At 56.8% G+C, this 24,653-nt stretch carries 36 protein-coding genes; 33 read left to right on the plus strand and 3 right to left on the minus strand.

Annotated elements, in window-relative coordinates; translation table 11 throughout:
- From J1W56_RS10820 to J1W56_RS10965, 30 genes are all read left to right on the plus strand, one after another.
- The coding region (locus J1W56_RS10820; protein ID WP_450091437.1) for an EF-Tu C-terminal domain-related protein at positions 1-164 on the plus strand (164 nt) is incomplete at its 5' end.
- A 62-nt stretch (positions 165-226) separates the two neighbouring features.
- Positions 227-535 (plus strand): 30S ribosomal protein S10, encoded by a 309-nt coding sequence (rpsJ, locus tag J1W56_RS10825; RefSeq protein WP_008124902.1) that lies wholly within the window; start codon positions 227-229, stop codon positions 533-535.
- A gap of 25 nt (positions 536-560) precedes the next feature.
- Positions 561-1,298, plus strand: coding sequence for a 50S ribosomal protein L3 (gene rplC / locus J1W56_RS10830; RefSeq protein WP_105732685.1), 738 nt, complete (start codon positions 561-563; stop codon positions 1,296-1,298).
- Positions 1,298-1,918 carry a 50S ribosomal protein L4 gene (rplD, locus tag J1W56_RS10835; protein ID WP_223613264.1) on the plus strand — a complete coding sequence of 207 codons (621 nt, stop codon included), beginning with the start codon at positions 1,298-1,300 and terminating at the stop codon, positions 1,916-1,918. The genes rplC and rplD overlap by 1 nt, the downstream gene beginning before the upstream one ends.
- Entirely contained in the window at positions 1,915-2,208 is a 294-nt protein-coding gene (locus J1W56_RS10840; protein ID WP_223613265.1) for a 50S ribosomal protein L23, read from the plus strand. The genes rplD and J1W56_RS10840 overlap by 4 nt, the downstream gene beginning before the upstream one ends.
- A gap of 20 nt (positions 2,209-2,228) precedes the next feature.
- Positions 2,229-3,062 (plus strand): 50S ribosomal protein L2, encoded by an 834-nt coding sequence (gene rplB / locus J1W56_RS10845; RefSeq protein ID WP_112526650.1) that lies wholly within the window; start codon positions 2,229-2,231, stop codon positions 3,060-3,062.
- A 15-nt stretch (positions 3,063-3,077) separates the two neighbouring features.
- Positions 3,078-3,356, plus strand: a complete 279-nt coding sequence (rpsS, locus tag J1W56_RS10850) for a 30S ribosomal protein S19 (RefSeq protein WP_008124912.1) — start codon at positions 3,078-3,080, stop codon at positions 3,354-3,356.
- A 2-nt stretch (positions 3,357-3,358) separates the two neighbouring features.
- A complete protein-coding gene (gene rplV / locus J1W56_RS10855) occupies positions 3,359-3,748 on the plus strand; it encodes a 50S ribosomal protein L22 (protein WP_106716807.1) in 390 nt (129 codons plus the stop codon).
- Entirely contained in the window at positions 3,748-4,455 is a 708-nt protein-coding gene (rpsC, locus tag J1W56_RS10860; RefSeq protein ID WP_223613266.1) for a 30S ribosomal protein S3, read from the plus strand. The genes rplV and rpsC overlap by 1 nt, the downstream gene beginning before the upstream one ends.
- A gap of 41 nt (positions 4,456-4,496) precedes the next feature.
- Positions 4,497-4,910: a 50S ribosomal protein L16 gene (rplP, locus tag J1W56_RS10865; RefSeq protein ID WP_091877000.1), complete on the plus strand. Its 414-nt coding sequence runs from the start codon at positions 4,497-4,499 to the stop codon at positions 4,908-4,910.
- A gap of 12 nt (positions 4,911-4,922) precedes the next feature.
- Positions 4,923-5,123 (plus strand): 50S ribosomal protein L29, encoded by a 201-nt coding sequence (gene rpmC / locus J1W56_RS10870; protein WP_105732690.1) that lies wholly within the window; start codon positions 4,923-4,925, stop codon positions 5,121-5,123.
- Positions 5,124-5,134: 11 nt separating this feature from the next.
- Positions 5,135-5,377: a 30S ribosomal protein S17 gene (rpsQ, locus tag J1W56_RS10875; protein ID WP_099999158.1), complete on the plus strand. Its 243-nt coding sequence runs from the start codon at positions 5,135-5,137 to the stop codon at positions 5,375-5,377.
- A gap of 85 nt (positions 5,378-5,462) precedes the next feature.
- Positions 5,463-5,831: a 50S ribosomal protein L14 gene (gene rplN, locus J1W56_RS10880; protein WP_008124924.1), complete on the plus strand. Its 369-nt coding sequence runs from the start codon at positions 5,463-5,465 to the stop codon at positions 5,829-5,831.
- An 11-nt stretch (positions 5,832-5,842) separates the two neighbouring features.
- Positions 5,843-6,157, plus strand: a complete 315-nt coding sequence (rplX, locus tag J1W56_RS10885; protein ID WP_105732691.1) for a 50S ribosomal protein L24 — start codon at positions 5,843-5,845, stop codon at positions 6,155-6,157.
- Complete coding sequence (gene rplE, locus J1W56_RS10890) at positions 6,150-6,713, plus strand: 50S ribosomal protein L5 (protein WP_223613267.1); 564 nt, start codon at positions 6,150-6,152, stop codon at positions 6,711-6,713. The genes rplX and rplE overlap by 8 nt, the downstream gene beginning before the upstream one ends.
- A gap of 25 nt (positions 6,714-6,738) precedes the next feature.
- Positions 6,739-7,044 (plus strand): 30S ribosomal protein S14, encoded by a 306-nt coding sequence (gene rpsN / locus J1W56_RS10895; RefSeq protein ID WP_223613268.1) that lies wholly within the window; start codon positions 6,739-6,741, stop codon positions 7,042-7,044.
- A 12-nt stretch (positions 7,045-7,056) separates the two neighbouring features.
- Positions 7,057-7,455, plus strand: a complete 399-nt coding sequence (gene rpsH / locus J1W56_RS10900; protein WP_091876988.1) for a 30S ribosomal protein S8 — start codon at positions 7,057-7,059, stop codon at positions 7,453-7,455.
- Between the two features lie 25 nt (positions 7,456-7,480).
- Positions 7,481-8,014, plus strand: coding sequence for a 50S ribosomal protein L6 (rplF, locus tag J1W56_RS10905; RefSeq protein WP_223613269.1), 534 nt, complete (start codon positions 7,481-7,483; stop codon positions 8,012-8,014).
- 12 nt (positions 8,015-8,026) lie between these two features.
- The gene (gene rplR / locus J1W56_RS10910; RefSeq protein ID WP_105732695.1) at positions 8,027-8,389 is read left to right on the plus strand and encodes a 50S ribosomal protein L18; all 363 of its coding nucleotides are present in this window, start codon (positions 8,027-8,029) and stop codon (positions 8,387-8,389) included.
- A 101-nt stretch (positions 8,390-8,490) separates the two neighbouring features.
- A complete protein-coding gene (gene rpsE, locus J1W56_RS10915; RefSeq protein WP_105732696.1) occupies positions 8,491-9,054 on the plus strand; it encodes a 30S ribosomal protein S5 in 564 nt (187 codons plus the stop codon).
- 66 nt (positions 9,055-9,120) lie between these two features.
- On the plus strand, positions 9,121-9,321 hold the full coding sequence (gene rpmD, locus J1W56_RS10920) for a 50S ribosomal protein L30 (RefSeq protein ID WP_105732697.1): 201 nt from the start codon (positions 9,121-9,123) through the stop codon (positions 9,319-9,321).
- A gap of 20 nt (positions 9,322-9,341) precedes the next feature.
- Entirely contained in the window at positions 9,342-9,818 is a 477-nt protein-coding gene (rplO, locus tag J1W56_RS10925) for a 50S ribosomal protein L15 (protein ID WP_105732698.1), read from the plus strand.
- A 217-nt stretch (positions 9,819-10,035) separates the two neighbouring features.
- Positions 10,036-11,376: a preprotein translocase subunit SecY gene (gene secY / locus J1W56_RS10930; RefSeq protein WP_223613270.1), complete on the plus strand. Its 1,341-nt coding sequence runs from the start codon at positions 10,036-10,038 to the stop codon at positions 11,374-11,376.
- The gene (locus J1W56_RS10935; RefSeq protein WP_223613271.1) at positions 11,373-12,023 is read left to right on the plus strand and encodes an adenylate kinase; all 651 of its coding nucleotides are present in this window, start codon (positions 11,373-11,375) and stop codon (positions 12,021-12,023) included. The genes secY and J1W56_RS10935 overlap by 4 nt, the downstream gene beginning before the upstream one ends.
- A 211-nt stretch (positions 12,024-12,234) precedes the next feature.
- The gene (gene rpsM / locus J1W56_RS10940; RefSeq protein ID WP_008124949.1) at positions 12,235-12,603 is read left to right on the plus strand and encodes a 30S ribosomal protein S13; all 369 of its coding nucleotides are present in this window, start codon (positions 12,235-12,237) and stop codon (positions 12,601-12,603) included.
- A 130-nt stretch (positions 12,604-12,733) separates the two neighbouring features.
- Positions 12,734-13,123, plus strand: a complete 390-nt coding sequence (gene rpsK / locus J1W56_RS10945) for a 30S ribosomal protein S11 (RefSeq protein WP_008124952.1) — start codon at positions 12,734-12,736, stop codon at positions 13,121-13,123.
- 109 nt (positions 13,124-13,232) lie between these two features.
- A complete protein-coding gene (locus J1W56_RS10950; RefSeq protein WP_112526662.1) occupies positions 13,233-14,246 on the plus strand; it encodes a DNA-directed RNA polymerase subunit alpha in 1,014 nt (337 codons plus the stop codon).
- Between the two features lie 67 nt (positions 14,247-14,313).
- Positions 14,314-14,742: a 50S ribosomal protein L17 gene (gene rplQ, locus J1W56_RS10955; protein ID WP_223613272.1), complete on the plus strand. Its 429-nt coding sequence runs from the start codon at positions 14,314-14,316 to the stop codon at positions 14,740-14,742.
- Between the two features lie 253 nt (positions 14,743-14,995).
- Positions 14,996-16,423, plus strand: a complete 1,428-nt coding sequence (locus J1W56_RS10960; protein WP_404928117.1) for a DegQ family serine endoprotease — start codon at positions 14,996-14,998, stop codon at positions 16,421-16,423.
- Positions 16,424-16,440: 17 nt separating this feature from the next.
- Entirely contained in the window at positions 16,441-17,751 is a 1,311-nt protein-coding gene (locus J1W56_RS10965) for a replication-associated recombination protein A (RefSeq protein ID WP_223613273.1), read from the plus strand.
- Between the two features lie 91 nt (positions 17,752-17,842).
- On the opposite strand, the gene J1W56_RS10970 is transcribed toward J1W56_RS10965, so the two are convergent.
- Positions 17,843-19,621 carry a glucan ABC transporter ATP-binding protein/ permease gene (locus J1W56_RS10970; RefSeq protein WP_223613274.1) on the minus strand — a complete coding sequence of 593 codons (1,779 nt, stop codon included), beginning with the start codon at positions 19,619-19,621 and terminating at the stop codon, positions 17,843-17,845.
- A gap of 205 nt (positions 19,622-19,826) precedes the next feature.
- On the opposite strand from J1W56_RS10970, the gene crcB reads away from it, so the two are divergent.
- From crcB to J1W56_RS10985, 3 genes are all read left to right on the plus strand, one after another.
- Positions 19,827-20,204, plus strand: a complete 378-nt coding sequence (gene crcB / locus J1W56_RS10975) for a fluoride efflux transporter CrcB (RefSeq protein WP_223613275.1) — start codon at positions 19,827-19,829, stop codon at positions 20,202-20,204.
- Positions 20,205-20,240: 36 nt separating this feature from the next.
- Complete coding sequence (locus J1W56_RS10980) at positions 20,241-21,233, plus strand: RluA family pseudouridine synthase (protein ID WP_223613276.1); 993 nt, start codon at positions 20,241-20,243, stop codon at positions 21,231-21,233.
- A gap of 81 nt (positions 21,234-21,314) precedes the next feature.
- Positions 21,315-22,109, plus strand: a complete 795-nt coding sequence (locus J1W56_RS10985; RefSeq protein ID WP_223613277.1) for an ATP12 family chaperone protein — start codon at positions 21,315-21,317, stop codon at positions 22,107-22,109.
- A gap of 536 nt (positions 22,110-22,645) precedes the next feature.
- Here J1W56_RS10985 and glnA read toward each other — a convergent pair.
- Positions 22,646-24,055, minus strand: a complete 1,410-nt coding sequence (gene glnA / locus J1W56_RS10990; protein ID WP_223613278.1) for a type I glutamate--ammonia ligase — start codon at positions 24,053-24,055, stop codon at positions 22,646-22,648.
- Between the two features lie 73 nt (positions 24,056-24,128).
- Positions 24,129-24,467 carry a P-II family nitrogen regulator gene (locus J1W56_RS10995; RefSeq protein WP_008123000.1) on the minus strand — a complete coding sequence of 113 codons (339 nt, stop codon included), beginning with the start codon at positions 24,465-24,467 and terminating at the stop codon, positions 24,129-24,131.
- Between the last annotated feature and the right edge of the window lie 186 nt (positions 24,468-24,653).

Raw genomic sequence — 24,653 nt, forward strand, 5'->3', positions numbered from 1 at the left:
TGGTGACGCTGCCGGAAGGCACGGAAATGGTCATGCCCGGCGACAACATCTCGGTTGATGTGACGCTGATCGTGCCGATCGCAATGGAAGAGAAGCTGCGCTTCGCTATCCGTGAAGGTGGCCGCACCGTCGGTGCAGGCATCGTCGCTTCGATCATTGAATAATATTAAGGTTTTATGCAGAGGCGCCTGCTATAGGCGTCTCCGCTAAACAAGGAAAAGATGAAATGAACGGTCAAAACATCCGCATTCGCCTCAAGGCGTTTGATCATCGGATCCTTGACGATTCGACGCGGGAAATCGTGTCGACTGCCAAGCGTACCGGTGCCAATGTGCGCGGACCGATCCCGCTTCCTACACGGATCGAGAAGTTCACAGTAAACCGCTCGCCGCACATCGACAAGAAGAGCCGCGAACAGTTCGAGATGCGCACTCATAAGCGTCTTCTCGATATCGTAGACCCAACCCCGCAGACAGTAGACGCGCTGATGAAGCTCGATCTTTCCGCTGGTGTTGATGTCGAGATCAAGCTGTAAGGCTTGAGGACGGAAGGACGAACCGATGCGTTCAGGTGTAATTGCACAGAAGCTGGGCATGACTCGCGTCTACAATGACGCAGGCGAGCATGTACCTGTGACAGTTCTTCGTATGGAGAATTGCCATGTCGTGGCTCAGCGTACAGTCGAGAAGAATGGCTACACAGCTGTTCAGCTCGGTGTTGGACTGGCCAAAGTAAAGAATACAACGCAGGCATTGCGCGGTCATTTCGCGAAGGCCTCCGTTGAGCCAAAGGCGAAAGTGGCTGAGTTCCGCGTTTCTGCCGACAACCTCTTGGATGTCGGTGTTGAGATCACGGCCGAGCATTTCGTTGCTGGTCAGAAGGTTGATGTGACGGGTACGTCGATCGGTAAAGGTTTTGCCGGTTCGATGAAGCGCCACAACTTCGGTGGTCACCGCGCCACACACGGTAACTCGGTAACACACCGCGCTCACGGTTCGACCGGTCAGCGTCAGGACCCGGGTAAAGTGTTCAAGGGCAAGAAGATGGCCGGTCACATGGGTCAGACCCGCGTGACGACCCAGAACATCGAAGTCGTTTCGACGGATCTGGATCGTGGTCTTATTCTCGTTCGTGGTGCTGTTCCTGGCTCCAAGGGTGCATGGATCCTGGTACGCGATGCCGTCAAGGTAGCGCTGCCGGCAACGGCCCCCAAGCCAGCTGGTGTTCGCCAGGCCGCAAACGCCGCAGCAGCTGTGTCTGATGCAGAAGTAGCTCAGACGACTGAGGGAGCCGTATAATGGATCTCACAATTACAACACTTGAAGGCAAAGACGCCGGCAAGGTGAAGCTCTCGGAAGAGATTTTCGGCCTTGAGCCACGCGACGACATCCTTCAGCGCATGGTCCGTTACCAGCTCGCCCGCAAGCAGCAGGGAACACACAAGGCAAAGGGTCGTTCGGAAATCGCACGCACCGGCGCCAAGATGTACAAGCAGAAGGGTACGGGCCGCGCCCGTCACCATTCGGCACGTGCTCCGCAGTTCCGCGGCGGTGGTAAGGCGCATGGTCCGGTTGTTCACAGCCACGAACATGACCTGCCGAAGAAGGTACGCGCTCTTGCGCTCCGTCATGCCCTGTCTGCCAAGGTAAAGGCTTCCGAGCTCATCATCATCGATGAGCTGGCCGCTACCGATGCCAAGACAAAGGTACTTGTTTCGCAGTTCGCCAAGCTGGGCTTCGAAAATGCGCTTCTCATCGGCGGTGCCGAGATTGATGCGAATTTCCGTCGCGCTGCTTCGAACATCCCGAACATCGATGTTCTGCCAATTCAGGGCATCAATGTTTATGACATCCTGCGTCGCGGCAAGCTCGTGCTTTCCAAGGCTGCAGTTGAAGCTCTCGAGGAGCGTTTCAAATGACCGATCTTCGCCATTACGACGTGATCGTCAGCCCGGTTATCACCGAAAAGTCGACCCTGGTTTCCGAACATAACCAGGTCGTCTTCAACGTGGCCCGCAAGGCAACGAAGCCGGAAATCAAGGCCGCAGTCGAAGCGCTGTTTCGCGTGAAGGTAACTGCAGTCAATACAGCTGTGCGCAAAGGCAAGGTGAAGCGGTTCCGCGGCATCGTCGGGCGCCAGAGTGATGTCAAGAAAGCTATCGTGACGCTTGCCGAAGGGCAGTCGATCGATGTTTCGACTGGTCTCTGAGGGGCCGTGGAGTAAAGACAATGGCACTCAAACATTATAATCCAACCACACCAAGCCAGCGTCAGCTGGTCATCGTGGATCGCTCGGAGCTCTACAAGGGCAAGCCTGTCAAGGCGCTGACCGAAGGTCTTCATTCAAAGGGTGGTCGTAACAACTCCGGTCGCGTCACTGCACGCTACCAGGGTGGTGGTCACAAGCGCACATACCGCTTTGTAGATTTCAAGCGCCGCAAGCATGACGTGGCTGCCAAGGTTGAACGCCTTGAATACGATCCGAACCGGACCGCATTCATTGCGCTCATCCGCTACGAAGACGGTGAGCTGAGCTACATCCTGGCTCCGCAGCGTCTGGCTGTCGGCGACAGCGTTATCGCTGGCGCACAGACGGACGTGAAGCCAGGCAATGCGATGCCATTGTCGTCGATCCCGGTGGGCACCATCATCCACAATGTGGAGATGAAGCCAGGCAAGGGCGGTCAGATCGCCCGTTCCGCCGGTACCTATGCGCAGCTCGTCGGCCGCGACCAGGGCATGGCAATCCTTCGCCTGAATTCGGGTGAACAGCGCCTCGTCCACGGTTCGTGCTTCGCCACGGTCGGTGCAGTATCCAATCCTGACCATGGCAATATCAGCCTTGGTAAGGCCGGCCGCAGTCGTTGGCTTGGCAAGCGCCCGCACGTTCGCGGTGTTGCCATGAACCCGGTTGATCACCCGCACGGTGGTGGTGAAGGTCGTACGTCAGGTGGTCGTCATCCTGTTTCTCCGTGGGGCAAACCCACGAAGGGCAAGAAGACGCGCTCCAACAAGTCGACGGACAAGTTCATCGCTCGTTCGCGTCATCAGCGCAAGAAGTAAGAGAGGTAGTCTGAAATGGCTCGTTCAGTTTGGAAAGGCCCGTTCATCGATGGCTATCTTCTCAAGAAGGCTGAGAAGGTACGTGAGGGCGGTCGCAGTGAAGTTATCAAGATCTGGAGCCGTCGCTCCACGATCCTGCCACAGTTCGTCGGTCTGACCTTCGGTGTGTATAATGGTAACAAGCATGTGCCGGTTTCGGTCAACGAAGAGATGATCGGACACAAGTTCGGTGAATTCGCTCCGACGCGTACCTATTACGGTCACGGCGCGGACAAGAAAGCGAAGAGGAAATAAAGATGGGCAAGGCTAAGGCTCCGCGCCAGCTTAAGGACAACGAGGCGAAAGCCGTTGCCCGTACGCTCCGCATCAGCCCTCAGAAGCTAAATCTGGTGGCTGCTCTGATCCGTGGCAAGAAGGTTAACGCCGCTCTTGCCGATCTGGAATTTTCGCGCAAGCGGATTGCAGGAACGGTGAAAAAGACTCTCGAATCAGCTATCGCCAACGCTGAAAACAACCATGACCTGGATGTTGACACACTGGTTGTTGCTGAAGCCTACGTAGGCAAGTCAATCGTGATGAAGCGTTTCCACGTTCGTGGCCGCGGTCGTGCAAGCCGGATCGAGAAGCCATTCTCGCATCTGACGATCGTTGTCCGCGAAGCAGAGGAAAAAGGGGAGGCCGCATAATGGGCCAGAAGATTAATCCGATTGGTTTCCGCCTTGGCATCAATCGGACCTGGGACTCGCGTTGGTACGCGAACACGGGTGAATACGGCAAGCTGCTGCATGAAGACCTGAAGATCCGCAAGTATCTGATGGACGAGCTGAAGCAGGCTGCCATTTCCAAGGTGGTGATCGAGCGTCCGCACAAGAAGTGCCGCGTGACGATCCACGCTGCACGTCCGGGTCTGATCATCGGCAAGAAGGGCGCCGATATCGAGAAGTTGCGCCGCAAGCTGTCAGAAATGACGAATGCAGACACAACGCTCAATATCGTTGAAGTCCGCAAGCCGGAAACAGATGCAGTCCTGGTTGCGCAGTCTATCGCTCAGCAGCTGGAACGCCGTGTTGCATTCCGCCGTGCCATGAAGCGTGCCGTTCAGTCGGCCATGCGTCTTGGTGCAGAAGGCATTCGTATCAATTGCTCGGGTCGTCTCGGCGGCGCGGAAATTGCGCGTATGGAATGGTACCGTGAAGGCCGTGTGCCTTTGCATACACTTCGTGCCGATATCGACTACGGAACTGCTGAAGCACACACCGCCTACGGCATCTGCGGCGTCAAGGTCTGGGTATTCAAGGGCGAGATCCTTGAGCATGACCCAATGGCCTCCGAACGTCGCGCTGTTGAAGGTGATGGTCATCAGGGTCAGAACCGTCGCCGCGAAAACGCTTAAAATAGCGTCTTTCCGGAAAGAGAATTTTGGAGTAGAGAACAATGCTGCAGCCTAAGCGCACAAAGTTCCGCAAGCAGTTCAAGGGCCGTATCCACGGCGCGTCGAAAGGCGGCACGGATCTTAATTTTGGTGCTTTCGGCCTGAAGGCCCTCGAGCCGAACCGCGTTACCGCGCGTGAGATCGAAGCCGCTCGCCGTGCAATTACCCGTCACATGAAACGTGCCGGCCGTGTGTGGATCCGGATTTTCCCGGATGTGCCCGTAACATCGAAGCCTACCGAAGTCCGCATGGGTAAAGGTAAGGGTTCCGTGGACTACTGGGCATCTCGTGTAGCACCAGGCCGCGTCATGTTTGAACTCGACGGCGTTCCGGAAGATGTGGCTCGTGAGGCTCTTCGCCTTGGTGCTGCCAAGCTTTCGGTCAAGACGCGCTTTATTCAGCGCATCGCAGAATAAGGGGTGGATGCTATGAAATCCGCAGAAGTCCGGGCCTTGAGCCTCGATCAGTTGAATGAAGAGTTGGCTACGCTGAAGAAAGAGCAGTTCAACCTGCGCTTCCAGAAGGCGACTGGCCAGTTGGAAAAAACCGCACGTGTCCGGCAGATCCGCCGTGATATCGCGCGCATCAAGACAGTCGCCCGCCAGAAAGCGGTCGAGAGCAAGGCTTAAGGAAGAAAACCATGCCTAAACGCATTCTGCAGGGCGTTGTCGTCAGCGACAAAAACGACAAGACCGTCGTGGTCAAGGTCGAGCGGCGCTATTCGCACCCGCTCCTCCAGAAGACTGTGCGCCAGTCCAAGAAGTACAAGGCGCACGACGAGAATAACCAGTTCAAAGTCGGCGATGCCGTTTCCATCCAGGAATCGAAGCCGATTTCGAAAGACAAGCGTTGGGTTGTCGTTACAGACGCCCCAGCAAGTTAATATTAATTATCTGTATGTAAGTACGCAACAATCGCGAGGGGCAAGGAAAGCCCAGTCCGGTTGAACAAGAAGAAGGCGGCTAGTCATGATTCAGATGCAAACAAACCTCGACGTCGCGGATAATTCCGGCGCACGTCGTGTCATGTGCATCAAGGTGCTGGGCGGCTCGAAGCGGAAATATGCTTCGGTCGGCGACATTATTGTCGTTTCGATCAAGGAAGCAATTCCGCGCGGCCGTGTTAAAAAAGGTGACGTGATGAAGGCGGTGGTTGTTCGTACCGCCAAGGATATCCGTCGCGCGGATGGGAGCGTTATTCGTTTCGACAAGAACGCCGCCGTCCTGATCGACAACAAGAAAGAGCCTATCGGCACGCGTATCTTCGGACCGGTTCCGCGCGAACTCCGCGCAAAGAGCCATATGAAGATCATCTCGCTGGCTCCAGAAGTACTCTAAAGGAGCAGACGATGCAGAAGATCCGTAAAGGCGACCGCGTTGTCGTTCTTGCTGGTAAGGACAAGGGCCGTACCGGCGAAGTAATCAAAGTTTTGCCGAAGGACGAGCAGGCGCTCGTTCGCGGCGTTAATGTTGTCAAGCGTCACCAGAAGCAGACACAGACCCAGGAAGCCGGCATCATTTCGAAAGAAGCGCCGCTCCATCTGTCGAACCTCGCGATCGCCGACCCCAAGGATGGCAAGCCGACCCGCGTTGGCTTCAAGGTTCTTGAAGACGGCAAGAAGGTACGTGTAGCAAAGCGCTCAGGAGACCTGATCGATGGCTAATACCAGTGCAAAGATCGAACCACGCTTGAAGAAGCAGTACCTGGAAGTGGTACGTAAAGACCTTCTCGAGCAGTTCAAATATGACAACGAGATGCAGATTCCCCGCATCACCAAAGTTGTTCTCAACATGGGCGTTGGTGAAGCTACGGCTGATTCCAAGAAGCCAACTGTCGCAGCTGAAGATCTGGCATTGATTGCTGGTCAGAAGCCGGTTATTACCCGGGCGCGTAATTCGATCGCTACCTTCAAGGTACGTGAGAATATGCCGATCGGCACGAAGGTTACCCTTCGTAAAGAGCGCATGTATGAATTCCTGGATCGCCTGATCACGATCGCGCTGCCGCGCGTTCGAGATTTCCGCGGTCTGAACCCGAAGAGCTTTGACGGTCGTGGCAACTTCGCCATGGGCATCAAGGAACACATCGTGTTCCCGGAGATCAACTACGATAAGGTTGATCAGATCTGGGGCATGGACATCATCGTTTGCACGACTGCAAAGACGGATGATGAAGCCCGCGCTCTCCTGCGCGCCTTCAACTTCCCTTTCCGGCAGTAACGGCAAGCGTAGCGAGGTATTTGAAATGGCAAAGACTAGCGCAGTCGAAAAGAACAAGCGCCGTGGTTTGCTCGTCAAGCAGTATGCTGCAAAGCGTGCCCGTTTGAAGGCAATCGTGATGAACCAGTCGCTTCCGCTGGATGAGCGCTTCCGCGCGACAATCCAGCTGGCAGAACTGCCACGGAATTCGACCAAGGTTCGCATTCGCAATCGTTGCGAAGTATCCGGTCGTCCACGCGGTTATTACCGCAAACTGAAAATGTCGCGTATCGCATTGCGCCAGCTGGGTTCGCTCGGCCAGGTGCCCGGCGTCGTGAAGTCGAGCTGGTAAGGGAGAAGACGGATGTCTATGACAGATCCTCTCGGCGATATGCTGACACGTATCCGCAACGCCATCATGCGCAAAAAGGGCAAGGTTTCCACACCTGCCTCCAAGCTGCGCGCACGCGTTCTGGATGTTCTGCAGTCTGAAGGTTATATCCGCGGATACAGCCAGGTAGATTTTGAAAACGGCAAGTCCGAGATCGAAATCGAACTGAAGTATTTTGAGAACGTACCTGTAATCCGTGAGATTACCCGTATTTCGAAGCCTGGCCGTCGCGTTTACGTTTCGGTCAAGTCGATTCCGCAGGTTGCTAACGGTCTTGGTATTTCGATCCTGTCGACGCCGAAGGGCGTGATGGCAGACCACGAGGCACGTGAACAGAATGTCGGCGGCGAATTGCTCTGCCGTATATTCTAACCGCTGGCTTGAAAAGGTTTGAAAAATGTCTCGTATCGGTAAAAAACCAGTGGCAGTCCCGCCAGGCGTAACAGCCAGCGTTGACGGCCAGACCATTAAGGCCAAGGGCCCCAAAGGTGAACTGAGCTTTGTCGCCAACGACGAAGTTCTGGTCAAGTTCGAAGATAATGCCGTTCGCGTTGATCCGCGTGACAGCAGCAAGACCGCCCGGTCGAAGTGGGGCATGAGCCGCACGATGATCGTCAACATCTTCGCAGGTGTTAAGGACGGTTTTGAAAAGCGCCTTGAGATCAACGGCGTTGGTTATCGTGCGGCCATGCAGGGCAAGAACCTGCAGCTGTCGCTCGGTTTCAGCCACGAAGTGATCTATGACGTACCAGCTGGCATCACAGTTGCTGTACCGAAGCCGACGGAAATCGTCGTCACGGGCATCGACAAGCAGCAGGTCGGCCAGGTCGCCGCTGAGATCCGCGAATATCGTGGTCCAGAACCCTACAAGGGCAAGGGCGTTAAATATGCGGGCGAGAAGATCGTTCGCAAAGAAGGTAAGAAGAAGTAAGGAATTCGTGTCATGGCATCGCCGAAAGAAATTATTCAGCGTCGCGCTGCGCGTGTTCGCCGCCAGCTCAAGGCGGTTGCCGGTGACCGTCCGCGGCTCAGCGTCCACCGTTCTTCAAAGAATATCTATGCGCAGATCATCGATGATGCGCGTGGACATACGATTGCATCCGCATCGACACTTGATCTTGACCTGAAGGGTCAGCTCAAGACCGGTGCAGACCAGGGTGCAGCAGCACTCGTCGGCAAGCTCGTTGCAGAGCGTGCCGTCAAGGCTGGCATCAAGGAAGTTGTCTTCGATCGTGGCGCCTACATTTACCACGGCCGTGTAAAGGCACTTGCTGAAGCTGCTCGCGAAGCTGGTCTCAGCTTCTAAGGCAAGACATCCGAAATCCGGAACTGCAGGAGCTTGTCTCCTGCAAGCCGGATTTCGTTACTATCATTCGTGCTACCGGAAAAGAAAAAGGAATTAGGAGCATGGCACAGGAAAAACGGAACCGCGAGGATCGCGGCCGCAACGAAGAGCGCGATAGCGAATTCGTTGACAAGCTTGTTCACATCAACCGCGTCGCCAAGGTCGTCAAGGGCGGCCGGCGTTTTGGTTTCGCAGCTCTCGTCGTCGTTGGCGACCAGAAGGGTCGCGTTGGTTTCGGTCATGGCAAGGCGCGCGAAGTGCCGGAAGCCATCCGCAAGGCAACCGAATCCGCCAAGCGCGAAATGATTTTCGTACCGCTGCGTTCGGGCCGTACCCTTCACCACGATGTTGAAGGCCGTCATGGCGCCGGCAAGGTTCTGCTTCGTGCAGCCACAGCTGGTACAGGTATCATCGCCGGCGGTCCAATGCGCGCTGTCTTCGAGACACTGGGCGTACAGGACGTTGTTGCCAAGTCGCTCGGCTCGTCGAACCCATACAACATGGTTCGTGCGACATTCGATGCCTTGAAGCACCAGATGCACCCCAAGGACATCGCTGCCCAGCGCGGTATCAAGTACTCCACACTGCAGGCTCGTCGCCGCGACGTGGTCGGTTCGGAAGAATAGGCCAGAAGCTGGCGCAGCAGGGCAGGGATCTCGGTCCCGCTAGCTGTAGACTAAAGGATATAAGTCATGGTTGAGAAGAAGAAGGGTAAGACGGTTACGGTCGAACAGATCGGCAGCCCTATCCGCCGTCCGGCAGAACAGCGCGCAACGCTGATCGGCCTGGGCCTCAATAAGATGCATCGTCGCCGGGTTCTGGAAGATACGCCTTCCGTCCGTGGCATGATTGCGAAAGTTCAGCATCTCGTCCGCGTTGTGGACGAGGCTTAAGAACTCCGGAGATTGATCAAATGAAACTCAATGATCTGAGTGAAAACCCAGGCGCCACCAAAGCGCGCAAGCGCGTTGGCCGTGGTATCGGCTCCGGCTCCGGCAAGACTGCCGGTCGCGGTGTGAAGGGCCAGAAGTCGCGTTCCGGCGTTGCCATCAACGGCTTCGAAGGCGGCCAGATGCCGGTTTACCGTCGCTTGCCAAAGCGCGGCTTTACCAACATCTTCATGAAGAACTTCAATGAAGTATCCGTTGGCCGTATCCAGACAGCCATCGATGCCAAGAAGCTCGATGCCAAGGTTGCGATCACGATTGAAACCCTGAAGGCTGCCGGTGTTATCCGCCGCGCCAAGGACGGCGTTCGCCTGCTTTCCGGTGGTGATATCACAACTGCGGTAACGATCGAAGTTGCTGGTGCCTCCAAGGCCGCGATCGAAAAGATCGAAAAGGCCGGCGGTTCGGTCAAGCTTCCTGCTGTTGCAGCGGCTGCAGAATAATTCTATTGAATGAGCGGCGGCCCTCCGGGTCGCCGCTTGTATCTTGTCTTCCCCGATCATATTTACCAAAACAATCCGCATCATTCTTTTGGTAAATATGATGGGTAAATCCTAGTGTTGATGCATTCCCTGCACGTTTTGGGAAAGCACGGCGCAGTAACGGCACATATCTGGGTAGGACCGTCAGTGCCTGACGGGCGCAGACCGGAGATTACTTATGGCATCAGCCGCTGAACAGCTCGCCTCCAATCTTAATTTCTCTGCTTTTTCCAAAGCTGAAGAGCTTAAAAAGCGCATCTGGTTTACACTTGGGGCATTGCTGGTTTACCGGCTTGGCACCTATATCCCGCTTCCGGGTATCAATCTCGGCGCCTATGCCCAGGCCTTCAACCATCAGGCGCAGGGCATCCTCGGCATGTTCAACATGTTCGCCGGCGGTGCCGTGGCCCGTATGGCGATTTTTGCCCTGGGCATCATGCCCTACATCTCCGCATCGATCATTGTTCAGCTGATGACCTCGGTCATCCCGGCTCTGGAACAGCTGAAGAAAGACGGAGAGCAGGGCCGCAAGGTCATCAATCAGTATACGCGCTATGGCACCGTGCTTCTGGCAACGGTCCAGGCCTATGCGATTGCGGTCGGCCTGCAGGGAAGTCAGGGTATCGTGACCAATCCCGGACCGTTCTTCCTGTTTTCCACCGTTATCACGCTCGTCGGCGGAACCATGTTCCTGATGTGGCTGGGCGAACAGATCACGGCGCGCGGTATCGGCAACGGTATTTCGCTGATCATCTTCTCCGGTATTGTCGCCAACCTGCCGCAGGCCATTTCCGGCACGCTGGAACTCGGCCGTACCGGCGCCCTGTCCACTCCGGTTATTCTGGCGATCATCATCCTGACCATCGCCGTCATCGGTATCATTGTCTTCGTCGAACGCGCACAGCGCCGCCTGCTGATCCAGTATCCGAAGCGCCAGGTCGGCAACCGCATGTTCCAGGGCGATACGTCGCACCTGCCGCTGAAGCTCAATACGGCGGGTGTTATTCCTCCGATCTTCGCGTCCTCGCTGCTGCTGTTGCCTGCGACCATTGCCGGCTTTGCCAAGAGTGAGGGTCTTCCCGGCTGGGCGACGACGATTCTTTCCTCGCTTGGCCATGGCCAGCCGCTCTATATGGCGTCCTATGCCGCGATGATCGTGTTCTTTGCCTTCTTCTACACAGCGCTCGTCTTCAACCCGAAGGACACCGCCGATCAGCTGAAGAAGCATTCCGGCTTTATTCCCGGCATTCGCCCCGGCGAACGCACTGCCGAATATATCGACTACGTTCTGACCCGCATTACAGTTCTTGGCGCAGCCTATCTCGTGTTGATCTGCATGCTGCCGGAGTTCCTGATTTCCTGGGCTGGCGTTCCTTTCTATCTCGGCGGTACATCGCTGCTGATTGTCGTGAGCGTTACGCTCGATACGGTTGCACAGATCCAGGGTCACCTGATCGCGCATCAATATGAGGGGCTTATCAAGAAGTCTAAGCTCCGTGGAGGGAAGCGGAACAGATGAGATTAATACTTCTCGGACCACCGGGGGCAGGTAAGGGAACTCAGTCTCAGCGCTTGGTAGAAAAACTAGGGATACCGCAGCTCTCCACCGGGGACATGTTGCGGGACGCAGTCAAAGCCGGAACCGATGTCGGTTTGCGCGCCAAGGCTGTGATGGATGCCGGCAAGCTGGTATCCGACGAAATTGTCAATGCGATCGTTTCAGAGCGCATTGATCAGCCCGATGCAGCCAATGGCTTCATTCTCGATGGTTACCCGCGGACACTTGTCCAGGCGGATGCGGTCGAGGACATGCTGTCGGACAAGGGATTTGAGCTGGATTGCGTCATCGAGCTCGAGGTCGACGACAATGTGCTCGTCGAGCGGATCTCGGGTCGATATACCTGTGCCAAGTGCGGTACCGGTTATCACGACACCAACAAGCAGCCCAAGGTACCGGGTGTGTGCGACAAATGCGGTTCGACGGAATTCAAGCGGCGTCCCGATGACAATGCTGAAACGGTCCGCACGCGGCTCGAGGCTTACTACAAGCAGACTTCGCCCCTGATCGGCTATTACTACGCCAAGGGCAAGTTGAAGAAGGTCGATGGCATGGCGGACTTCGAAGAAGTCACCAAATCGATCGAAAAGATTTTGGCGGAACTTTAGATTCCGACAAAAATGTACGGGAGGAGTTGACTTTTCGGAGCGATTCCTTCAAAGACGGCGGAAATTCGCTTGGATATGAAGCGATCGGCGCCGATCCGGTAAAGCAGGTTCGGGGCTGATCGTTTGTGTTTGTCCCGGATATCATTTTCATCCCGTCATCTGGCCGGTCGCGTTGACTGCCCAGCTCTGCCGGTTAACAAGGAGAACAGACGTGGCTCGTATTGCTGGCGTCAACATCCCGACGAACAAGCGCGTTGTTATCGCGCTTCAGTACATTCACGGGATTGGTCAAAAGTTTGCACAGGAAATCGTCGAGAAAGTCGGCATTCCTGCAGAGCGTCGTGTCAATCAGTTGACCGATGCCGAAGTCTTGCAGATTCGTGAAACGATCGACCGCGATTACCACGTTGAGGGTGATCTGCGTCGTGAAGTTTCGATGAACATCAAGCGTCTGATGGATCTGGGCTGCTACCGCGGTCTGCGTCATCGCCGCTCCCTGCCGGTTCGCGGCCAGCGTACGCATACCAATGCGCGTACCCGCAAGGGTCCTGCCAAGGCAATCGCCGGCAAGAAGAAGTAAGATCACGCCGGCGCGGTTCGCTGCGCCGGTTCTGCTGTTGCAGAGACAAGTGCCGGTTTCGCACTTTAACTGAAACCATGGTGGAGCCTCTGGAAATACGGAGGCGTCGAGATCAACTGAAAGGACTACTATGGCCAAGGAAGCCACACGCGTTCGCCGCCGCGAGCGTAAAAATATTTCGTCGGGTGTTGCCCACGTTAATTCGACATTCAACAACACGATGATCACCATCACGGATGCGCAGGGCAATGCGATTGCCTGGTCCTCCGCCGGTGCGCAGGGCTTCAAGGGTTCGCGTAAATCCACGCCTTTCGCTGCACAGATGGCTGCTGAAGATTGTGCCAAGAAGGCACAGGAACATGGCATGCGTTCGCTCGAAGTTGAAGTTTGCGGACCGGGCTCCGGCCGTGAATCGGCTCTGCGCGCGCTCCAGGCTGCTGGTTTCACGATCACGTCGATCCGCGATGTGACCCCGATCCCGCACAATGGCTGCCGCCCGCGCAAGCGTCGCCGCGTCTAATCTGTTTCGACAAGATTTGGCCGCATGAGCTGACATTCAGCTCCTCTGCGGTTTCCACGCTTCATTGCCACGATTGGATGGTGGCAAGGCAAGGATAGGGAAAAACTAGATGATCCAGAAAAACTGGCAAGAACTGATCAAGCCGAACAAGGTCGAGTTTCAGACCTCCGGCTCGAAGACAAAGGCAACGGTCGTCGCCGAGCCGCTTGAACGCGGCTTCGGCTTGACGCTCGGTAATGCTCTGCGCCGTGTGCTTCTGTCTTCGCTGCGCGGCGCTGCCGTGACTGCCGTACAGATCGATGGCGTTCTGCATGAATTCTCGTCGATCCCCGGCGTTCGTGAAGATGTGACGGACATTGTCCTGAACATCAAGGAAATCGCGATCCACATGGAAAGCGACGGTCCCAAGCGCATGGTCGTCCGCAAGGAAGGCCCAGGCGTTGTGACGGCTGGCGACATTCAGACGGTTGGCGATATCGAAATCCTCAATCCGGAACACGTTATCTGCACGCTGGACGAAGGCGCTGAAATCCGCATGGAATTCACCGTCAACACCGGCAAGGGCTACGTTCCGGCTGACCGCAACCGTGCAGAAGATGCGCCAATCGGTCTGATCCCGGTTGACAGCCTCTACTCACCGGTTCGCAAAGTATCGTACAAGATCGAAAACACCCGCGAGGGACAGGTTCTCGATTATGACAAGCTGATCCTTTCCATCGAGACCGATGGTTCGATCTCCGGCGAAGATGCCGTTGCCTATGCAGCACGCATCCTGCAGGACCAGCTGGCGATCTTCGTCAACTTTGACGAGCCACAGAAAGAAGTACAGCAGGAACAGGTCACTGAACTTGCGTTCAATCCGGCTCTGCTCAAGAAGGTCGACGAACTCGAACTTTCCGTACGCTCGGCAAACTGCCTGAAGAATGATAACATCGTCTATATCGGCGATCTTATTCAGAAGACAGAAGCAGAAATGCTGCGCACACCGAACTTTGGTCGCAAGTCGCTGAACGAAATCAAGGAAGTTCTGGCTTCCATGGGTCTCCATCTCGGTATGGAAGTCCCATCCTGGCCGCCAGAAAACATTGAAGACCTCGCGAAGCGTTACGAAGACCAGTATTAATCCGGGCTCTGCCCGACAACCAAGCCCGGGCAATGAGCCCGAACTGAGAAATTGAAGGAGAAGGCTCATGCGCCACGGTAATTCAGGCCGCAAGCTTAACCGGACTGCCAGCCATCGTAAGGCGATGTTTGCCAATATGGCTGCATCATTGATTGAGCATGAGCAGATCGTTACAACGCTGCCCAAGGCCAAGGAAATTCGTCCCATCGTTGAAAAGCTTGTCACGCTTGGCAAGCGCGGTGATCTGCACGCTCGTCGTCAGGCCATTTCGGCGATCCGCGATGCCAAGCTCGTAGCAAAGCTGTTTGACACGCTTGCTCCGCGCTACGGTCAGCGCAACGGCGGTTACATCCGCATCATGAAGGCAGGCTTCCGCACCGGTGACAATGCACCGCTCGCCGTTGTCGAATTCGTCGATCGCGATGTCAGCGCCAAGGGTTCCAAGGATCTGGCCCGCGTTGCTGCCGAACAGGCAAACGAAGCCGAAGCCGCATAATCCAGCGCTTCCGCATCGATGATTTGGGACAGGGGCCTTTGCGGGCCCCTTTTCTGTTTTTGCTCGACTTTCATCACGGCGCCACCATCTATACCCTGGACCACAAATTTGCTGAAGCGGGCGAGAATATCGGTGCAATGACGAAGCTGCTTTGAATGTCTCAAATTTGCTTTGTTTCATGGCTGGTATCCGCGTTGAAATTCAGCACATTGGGTTAACACGTTTTACTGATTCATCAGTTCGGGAGATCGACATGGGTTGTTCCAAAATCGCGCAATCGGCCCGGGCGCTGCTCGTCACCTCCGCACTCGTTTCCGCCATGATCGTGCCGGTGCATGCGCAGACGGCGGCTGATACGGCAAAGCAGGTTCCGGCATCACGTGTGGATACACAATTGTCGTTTGCGCCGCTCGTCAAGCAGACTGCCGGGGCGGTGGTCAACGTCTATGCGGCGCGGGAAGTACAGCAGCGTTCGCCCTTTGCCGGCGATCCGTTTTTCGAGCAGTTCTTTGGCGGCCAGTTCAATGGCCCGCCGCGCATCCAGTCATCGCTCGGTTCCGGCGTTATCGTCGACGCCTCGGGCATCGTGGTCACCAACAACCACGTCATCCGCGATGCGGAAACGGTCAAGATTGCCCTCTCGGATGGCCGCGAGTTTGAATCGCGCATTCTCCTGAAGGATGAATCGACGGATCTCGCCATCCTCAAGATCGAGGCCGGAGAGCAATTGCCGATCCTGCAGCTGGCGGATTCGGACAAGGTTGAGGTGGGTGATCTGGTTCTTGCCATCGGCAATCCCTTTGGCGTGGGCCAGACCGTCACCAGCGGCATCGTCTCGGCGCAGGCGCGTACCCGGGTGGGGATTTCGGATTTCGATTTCTTCATCCAGACGGATGCGGCGATCAATCCCGGCAATTCCGGTGGCGCGCTCATCGGCATGGATGGCAAGCTTGTCGGCATCAACACGGCGATCTTTTCCCGCTCCGGCGGTTCGGTGGGGATCGGCTTCGCCATCCCGTCGAACATGGTGCGGGCCGTGGTTGAAACGGCAAAGCAGGGCGGCGACAAGTTCGAGCGCCCGTATATCGGCGCGACCTTCCAGAACGTGACGTCCGATGTGGCCGAAGGCCTGGGCATGAAGCAGCCCTATGGCGCGCTTGTCACGAACGTTGCCAAGGATGGACCGGCTGAGAAAGGCGGACTGCAGGTTGGCGACGTGATTCTGGCGGTTGATGATTTCCGCATCGAGAATTTCGACGGCCTGGGCTATCGCCTGTCGACCGCCGGGATCGGCAAGACCGTCAAGCTCAACGTCTTGAGCCGGTCGAAGGAGAAGGTGATTTCCCTCGTTCTGGAAAAGCCGCGGCCGGACGATCCCGCCAACAAGACGGTGATCCAGGGCAAGAATCCGCTTTCCGGCGCGCAGGTCATCACACTCACGCCCAGCAGCGCGACAAGACTGCACCTGTCGGCGGAAACGACCGGCGTTGCGGTGGAAAAGATTTTTGCCAATACACCGGCAGCGCGGATCGGCTTGCAGCCCGGCGATATCGTGCGCAAGGTCAATGGTCGCGATATTGCGACCGCCGCCGATCTGGCGACTGTGATGGCAACCAAGCCGGTCCTGTGGCGCTTTGAATTCGAGCGGGATGGCGCAATCATCCGGCAGATCATTCGATAGATGAGGCAGATGGGACAATGACGGATCTGTTTGCAGCAAAGGAGGATTCGGCTTCGGACCGGAGCAGGCCGCTTGCTGACCGTTTGCGTCCGCGCTCGCTTGGCGAAGTCACCGGCCAGGAGCACCTGACCGGACCGGAAGGCGCGCTGACGCGCATGATCGAATCCGGTTCGCTGGGATCGATGATTTTCTGGGGACCGCCTGGAACGGGTAAAACCACCGTGGCGCGGTTGCTGGCAGGTGAGACCAATCTTGCCTTCGAACAGATATCGGCCATTTTTTCCGGTGTTGCCGACCTGAAGAAGGTTTTTGACATGGCCCGTGCCCGCAAAATGTCGGGCCGCCAGACCCTGTTGTTCGTCGACGAGATTCACCGCTTCAACCGTGCCCAGCAGGATTCGTTTCTGCCTGTCATGGAGGACGGGACGATTGTGCTCGTGGGAGCCACCACCGAAAACCCGTCCTTCGAGCTCAATGCCGCTCTCTTGTCCCGTGCGCGCGTCCTTGTGTTTCATCCGCACGACGAAGCCAGCCTGATGGCGCTGATGCAGCGCGCCGAGGAACATGAAGGCAAGCCGCTGCCACTGGACGAGGAGGCGCGGGCGAGCCTGGTGCGCATGGCGGACGGCGATGGCCGGGCGATCCTGACACTGGCCGAGGAAGTCTGGCGCGCGGCCCGCACCGGCGAAATCTTCAATGTCGAGCGTGTGCAGCAGATCGTGCAGCGGCGGGCTCCGGTCTATGACAAGGGGCAGGACGGGCACTACAATCTGATCTCGGCCCTGCACAAATCCGTGCGCGGGTCCGATCCCGATGCGGCGCTGTATTATCTCTGCCGCATGTTCGATGCGGGCGAAGACCCGCTGTTTATCGGCAGGCGTCTGGTGCGGATGGCGAGTGAGGATATCGGGCTCGCCGATCCGCAGGCTCTGGTCATCTGCAATGCCGCCAAGGATGCCTATGACTATCTCGGTTCACCAGAGGGCGAACTCGCCCTGGCGCAGGCCTGCGTCTATCTGGCGACAGCTCCCAAATCGAACGCGGTCTATACGGCGTTTGCTGCGGCCATGCGCACGGCCAAGGAAAACGGCTCGCTTGTGCCGCCCAAGCATATCCTGAATGCGCCGACCAAGCTGATGAAGGGCGAGGGCTACGGCAAGGGGTATGCCTATGACCACGACCAGCCGGATGCATTTTCCGGGCAGAACTATTTTCCCGACGCGCTTGGCCGTCAGACCTTTTACAATCCGCCCGAGCGCGGCTTCGAACGCGAAATCCGCAAACGGATCGAATACTGGAACCGGCTGAGGGTCGAGCGCGGCGAATAGGCCGCGCCTGGCGTTTGCACGTCCGATTGGGATCAAGAAAAAGGCCGCTTCATTTGAAGCGGCCTTTTTATCGGGTTGATCATGTCAAGGCTTACGCGGCTTCCGGCGGCTTGCGCGGGAAGGGCGTGACGTTTGCCGTGTCATCATCCAGCTTCAGCCCACCGGCCTTGAGCAGCGCCGTGAAGCGGCCATTCTGGTGTGCCAGCTCGTCAAAGCTGCCGGACTCGACGATCTCGCCATGATCCATGAAGAGCACGATGTCAGCGTCGCGAACCGTCGACAGGCGGTGGGCGATGATGAACGTCGTGCGGTTCTGGCACAGCTTGTCGACGGCCGCCTTGACGCGTGCCTCGGTTTCGACGTCAAGCGCACTGGTTGCCTCGTCGAGAACGAGGATCGGTGCGTCCTTCAGGATGGCGCGGGCAATGGCAACACGCTGGCGTTCACCGCCGGACAGCTGCGAACCGCGTTCACCAACCATCGTGTCGAAACCGGCTGACTTCGACAGGATGAAGTCGCTGGCATCGGCTGCTGCTGCCGCTGCCGCAACATCCTCGTCCGAAGCCTTCGGACGGCCGACGCGGATGTTCTCCTCGATGCTGCGGTTGAACATGCCTGCATCCTGAAACACCGTGGCGATTGCATTGCGCAACGAGCGGCGGCTGATCGTGCGCGTATCGATGCCATCGACAAGCACACGGCCTTCCTTGGGATCGTAGACGCGCTGCAGCACGTTGATCAGCGTCGTCTTGCCTGCGCCTGTCGGACCGACGATGGCAACCGTCTGGCCGGCTTTCGCCTTGAACGATACATTCTTCAGGCCCTGTGTGGACTTGGCAAATTCGAACGACACGTTCTGGAATTCGACTTCGCCGCTGATGTTGTCGAGGTCATGCACGGCCTTCGGTTCGGCCTGGTAGGCGGCGGAATCTTCCATTTCGTAGAAGTCTTCCAGCTTGGCGCGGGCAGCAAAAATCTGGTTCACAAAGGCGCTGAGCTGGTCAAGACGGCCGATGAGCAGGGCGGCGAAGCCGGTGAAGGCAACAACCTGGCCGACATTCATCTGGTTGTGCATGACGAAATAGGAGCCGAGGAACAGGATGACGACCATCGAAATGATGGAGGCCATGCGGTTGATACCGGCAGCCAGGGCCCACCAGTTGAGAACCGGATACTGCGAGTCCAGCAACTGCTTTGTATAGGACTGCAAGGCACGGGTTTCTTCGTCGATGCGGTTATAACTCTGCAGGACGGAGATATTGCCCATGGAGTCAGTCACATGGCTGAATGCCTTGATATGATGACGCTCGACCTGAGCCTGACCGTCCTTGGTCTTGGCTGTGACAACACGGCTGACGATGACATAGATGACGCCAAGCACGGCCAGAACCGAAGCGAGGCGCCAATCCTGGGCCAAAGCCAGCGGAACAAGCCCGACCAGAGCAACGGTGGTGGCAAGGTGGGTGCGCATGAATTCAAGCCAGAGGCTGAACAGGGTTTCAATCGCGCGCAGAAGGGTGTGCATGGCGTTGGATGTGCCGCGCTGATGATGCCATGCGAGCGGCATGCTGATCACGCGGTTGTACGATTCCGTCAGCACCGACAGTTTGCGGCGATGCGCAAGCCGGTCCGCTTCACGCGAAACCAGAACATTGGCGACGATATGGAACAAACCAACACCAGCCAGCTGGCTCAGAGGCGGCCATATGGCTGTCTTGGTCGAGATGGCCTGAATGACGCGGCCCACAAGTACGGGCTCAAACAGCATGGTCAGGGCCAACGCAACGTTGACCAGGCAGATAAACGTGGTCGCACGCTTTTCCGCCCCAAGATATTGGAGAGATTTCCAATAGATCTGTATCAATGACACTTTGCCACTCCGCTCGTTATGCCCGCTTCTGCGCACATTCCTCAATTTTTGACTCTGCATGAGGTGCTTGTGCGCTGCAATATTCAATGCTCTAAAGTTGTGTCAGTTCCGCGTCTGTTCAAGGAACATTTTTCTACGTTTGTTAACGTCCCGTGATGAGTCAAATATTTGACTTCATAGAATAAACTGCCGGAGGTGAGGCAAAGTGAACGCAATATTACTGGTTGCATCAGGCGGAGCTATCGGTTCGGTTGCCCGATATCTCGTGGGCGTGCTGATGACCCGGATTTTTGGCATGGGTTTTCCCTGGGGAACGCTGACCGTGAATGTGGCTGGCGGATTGCTGATGGGCCTGTTCATTGAGCTTCTGGCCCGGCGTTTCAACGGTTCCACCGAGCTGCGCCTGTTTGTTGCGGTCGGCATTATGGGAGGCTTCACCACCTTTTCCTCGTTCTCGCTCGATGTTGCGCTGCTGTGGAACCGCGGAGAAGCACTTTTCACGCTGATTTATGTGCTTGCGAGCGTCATCTTGAGCATTGGGGCGTTGTTTTTCGGATTATGGCTCGCAAGAGCGGTCGCTTAGTGCTAAGCGCATGCCTGATTAGACAAGGTATGACTTATGGCAGTGGTAGAGCAGAAGACAGTTGACACCGGCGAAGCGGAAATGCGTCTCGACCGATGGTTCAAGGTACATTATCCGGGATTGGGCTTCGGACACCTGCAGAAATTGCTGCGGTCCGGGCAGATCCGGGTGGATGGCTCGCGCGCCAAGTCCGATACGCGGCTGCAGGCCGGCCAGACCGTGCGCATTCCGCCATTGCAGGTGGACGCCAAGGCCGAAGGCCAGCATCTGACCGGCAAGAGCATTCGCGGCCGGGAAGATGGTGACGTCCTCTCCCAGATGCTGCTCTACGAAGATCCCAAGGTTTTCGTGTTCAACAAGCCGGCTGGACTGGCGGTGCAGGGCGGTTCCGGCGTCAATCGCCATGTGGACGACATGCTGGAAGCATGGCGCAACAAGAAGGGTGAAAAACCCCGGCTTGTGCACCGGCTTGACCGCGATACGTCGGGCGTTCTCGTGGTTGCGCGCACGCGCGGTGCCGCGCAGGCTTTGACCGCGGCGTTCCGTGAGCGCGAGACCAAGAAAACCTACTGGGCACTGGTCAAGGGTATTCCACGCAAGCGCGAGGACAAGATCACGACCTGGCTGGTCAAGGAAACAACGCCCGATGGCGACCGGATGCGTGTTGCCCAGCACGGCGAGCCGGACTCCGATCATGCGGTTTCCTATTACCGGGTGATCGAATCCGCCGGGCAGGTGCTGACCTGGCTGGAAATGGAGCCCTATACGGGCCGTACGCATCAGTTGCGCGTCCATGCGGCCCATATCGGCTGCCCCATCATCGGCGATCCCAAATATTTCGAGGCCGACACCAACTGGTCTTTCCCCGGCGGCATCCAGAACCGCCTGCACCTGCACGCGCGCCGTATCCGCGTGCCCAATCCGTCGGGTAGCGGCATCATCGATGTGACGGCACCGCTGCCGCCACATATGGTGCAGACGTGGAACCTTCTGGGACTCGATGAGAGTGACGGCGACGAAGACAATTAGAACAGGCCGATTGCAAGGTGTGGCTGTCGGTCGGGAAAATCGGCGGTTGCAGCAATCCGGCAAGGCATACGGACGATGACGATGAACAATGACCTTTTCAACATGGACACGCCGGAAGGTCCGTCGGATGCAGATCCGGTGCGCCGGGCGCAGGTCCAGTCGAACCTGCCGTTTCCCAAACGGTTCTACAAGGCTGTAGCGGTTGTTGAGCGGGATGGTCAGTTTGCCGTCGAACTGGATGGCAAACGCGTCAAGACGCCGGCACGGCAGGATCTGCTGCTGCCAAATCGCGCTTTGGCGCAGATGATTGCCGATGAATTCGCTGCACAGGACAATGATATCGTCCCGGCGCGGATGCCTGCCACCCGTCTGGCCAACACGGCGATCGACGGGATCGTCAGCGACCCCCAGGTCGTGCTTGAGGATGTGCTGCGTTTCGCCTCCTCGGACATGCTGTGCTACCGCGCGGGTTCGCCCGAACGGCTGGTCAAGCGCCAGACGGAACTCTGGGATCCCATGATCGATTGGGCAGCCTTCGATCTCGGCGCACGTTTCGTCCTTGCCGAGGGCGTCATGCATGTGGAACAGCCGCGCGAGACGCTTGCCGCGCTCGGCGTGCATCTCGGACAATTCAGGGATGCCTTTACCGTTGCCGCCCTGCACACGATCACGACACTGACCGGATCGGCCATTCTGGCGCTTGCCGTGGCAAAGGGCCGTATTACCGGCGATGAAGCCTGGATGCTGGCGCATGTCGATGAAGACTGGACCATCGAGCAGTGGGGCGAAGATGCGGAAGCGTCGGCCCGGCGGGCTTTGCGTGAGCGCGAGATGGTTGCCGCAGTGAAGGTGCTTCAGGGGCTCTCCGGCTCTTGATCAAAGAAGCCGATTTTTCATCCAAGATCTATCAGAACTTTCCCGTATCGCGTTGATTCAACTGTACGTTTATTGCTTTCACCAAAACTGAGCGCAATAATTTCAATACAGGGTTTCAAGGGTGAAGCAGGATGCGCTGTGCCAGCAGCGTGTCGGAAAGATGGGCCTTCCGACATGCAGCGCCACGCGCCACGTGCGCGTAAAGGACGCTGCAAAACTTAGATTTTGCGTGATCTCTTCGAAAATCATTCTGATTTTCAGATCACGCAAGGGCCAATGGCCTTGCCTTTGAACTTGGAGGTGAAGCGATGTGGTTTAAACCGCTTGTCATCACCCTGGAAATGAAAAGAACCCGGACAGGCTTGCAAATCTTGCTCCGGGTTCGATTCATAATCTAGGAAAGGGAGGCGGGCGAAAGCTCGCCTCTCACTCCAAGGCAAATATATCATTCTTCCGCGAATTTTAAAGACCATACCTTGGTCTAACGTAAAAACCCCGGGCATGCCCGGGGTTTCCATGTCGACAGACCGGTCCCGTCAGACCGAGTAGTACATGTCGTATTCGACGGGATGCGGGGTCATTTCGTAGCGCATCACTTCGGCCATCTTCAGCTCGATGAAGCTGTCGATCTGGTCATCGTCGAACACGCCGCCGGCCTTGAGGAAGCCGCGATCCTTGTCGAGACTCTGAAGCGCTTCACGCAGCGAACCGCAGACGGTCGGGATCTTCTTGAGTTCCTTGGCAGGAAGATCATAGAGATCCTTGTCCATCGGCTGGCCGGGATGGATCTTGTTCTTGATGCCGTCGAGACCGGCCATCAGCATTGCGGCAAAGCCGAGATAGGGGTTGGCTGTCGGATCCGGGAAGCGGATTTCAACGCGCTTCGACTTCGGCGAGGAGCCGAACGGAATACGGCAGGACGCCGAACGGTTGCGGGCGGAGTAAGCCAGCAGAACCGGAGCTTCGTAACCTGGGACCAGACGCTTGTAGGAGTTGGTCGACGGGTTGGTGAAGGCATTGATTGCCTTGGCATGCTTGATGATGCCGCCGATGAAGAACAGGCAGTTTTCCGACAGACCGGCATATTCATTGCCGGCGAAGGTTGGCTTGCCATCCTTCCAGATCGACATGTGCACGTGCATGCCCGAGCCGTTGTCACCGAAAATCGGCTTCGGCATGAAGGTGGCTGTCTTGCCATAGGCATTGGCAACCTGATGCACGACGTACTTGTAGATCAGCATCTTGTCGGCGTTGCGGGTGAGGGCGTCGAACTTGATGCCCAGCTCGTGCTGTGCCGCAGCCACTTCGTGGTGATGCTTTTCAACGCGAACGCCCATTTCGGTCAGAACCGTGAGCATTTCCGAGCGCATGTCCTGGCAGGAATCGACCGGAGGAACCGGGAAATAACCGCCCTTGACGCGCGGGCGGTGGCCAAGGTTGCCGGTTTCGTAGTCGGTATCGTCGTTGGACGGCAGTTCGGTGGAGTCGAGCTTGAAGCCTGTGTTGTACGGATCGGCCTTGTACTTCACGTCGTCGAAGACGAAGAATTCAGCTTCCGGGCCAACGAAGATGGTGTCGCCAACGCCTTCCGCCTTCATGTAGGCTTCGGCTTTCTTGGCGGTGCCGCGCGGGTCGCGGTTGTAGGCTTCGCCGGAGATCGGGTCGAGAATGTCGCAGAGAATGACCATGGTCGACTGCGCGAAGAACGGATCCATGTGCACCGTGTCGGTGTCAGGCATGAGAACCATGTCGGATTCGTTGATGGCCTTCCAGCCGGCAATGGAGGAACCATCGAACATGACGCCATCGGCAAACATGTCTTCGTCGACTTCGGCAACGTCCATCGTCACGTGCTGCAGCTTGCCCTTCGGATCCGTGAAGCGAAGGTCAAGGAATTTTACATCATTGTCTTTGATCTGTTTGAGAATGTCTTTTGCGGTCGTCATGTCAATTTTCCTTGTTCAGCGACGATGATAGCGGATGGGCCGGTGCGGGAGCACCGGCAATGGGATAGCAGGACTAGATGGCGTCGATACCGGATTCACCGGTACGGATGCGCACGACTTCCTCGATGTTGGAAACGAATATCTTTCCATCGCCGATACGGCCGGTCTGTGCGGCCTTGCGGATCGCCTCGATGGCTGCTTCGACAGACTCGTCGCCCAGAACGATCTCGACTTTCACCTTTGGCAGGAAGTCGACGACATATTCAGCGCCGCGATACAGTTCCGTATGGCCTTTCTGGCGGCCAAAACCCTTGGCTTCCGTCACGGTAATGCCCTGAAGCCCCACTTCCTGCAGTGCCTCTTTCACCTCATCCAGCTTGAATGGTTTGATGATGGCTTCAATTTTCTTCATCAGAGAATAAACTCCCTATGTATGGCGAGCGGACCTCTTGCCCGCTTGCACAACAAAAAGCAGGAAGCATGCCAAGTCGACCCCTAAAGCGAATTTATTCGAGGAATGGGATTTTACCGATGACAGAGCGGGGAGTTTTCTGAACTCCCTGCGATTTAGCCATGACAACAAACATTCAGAAAAAGG

The organism is Phyllobacterium calauticae (assembly GCF_019991125.1).
GTDB lineage: Bacteria > Pseudomonadota > Alphaproteobacteria > Rhizobiales > Rhizobiaceae > Phyllobacterium > Phyllobacterium calauticae.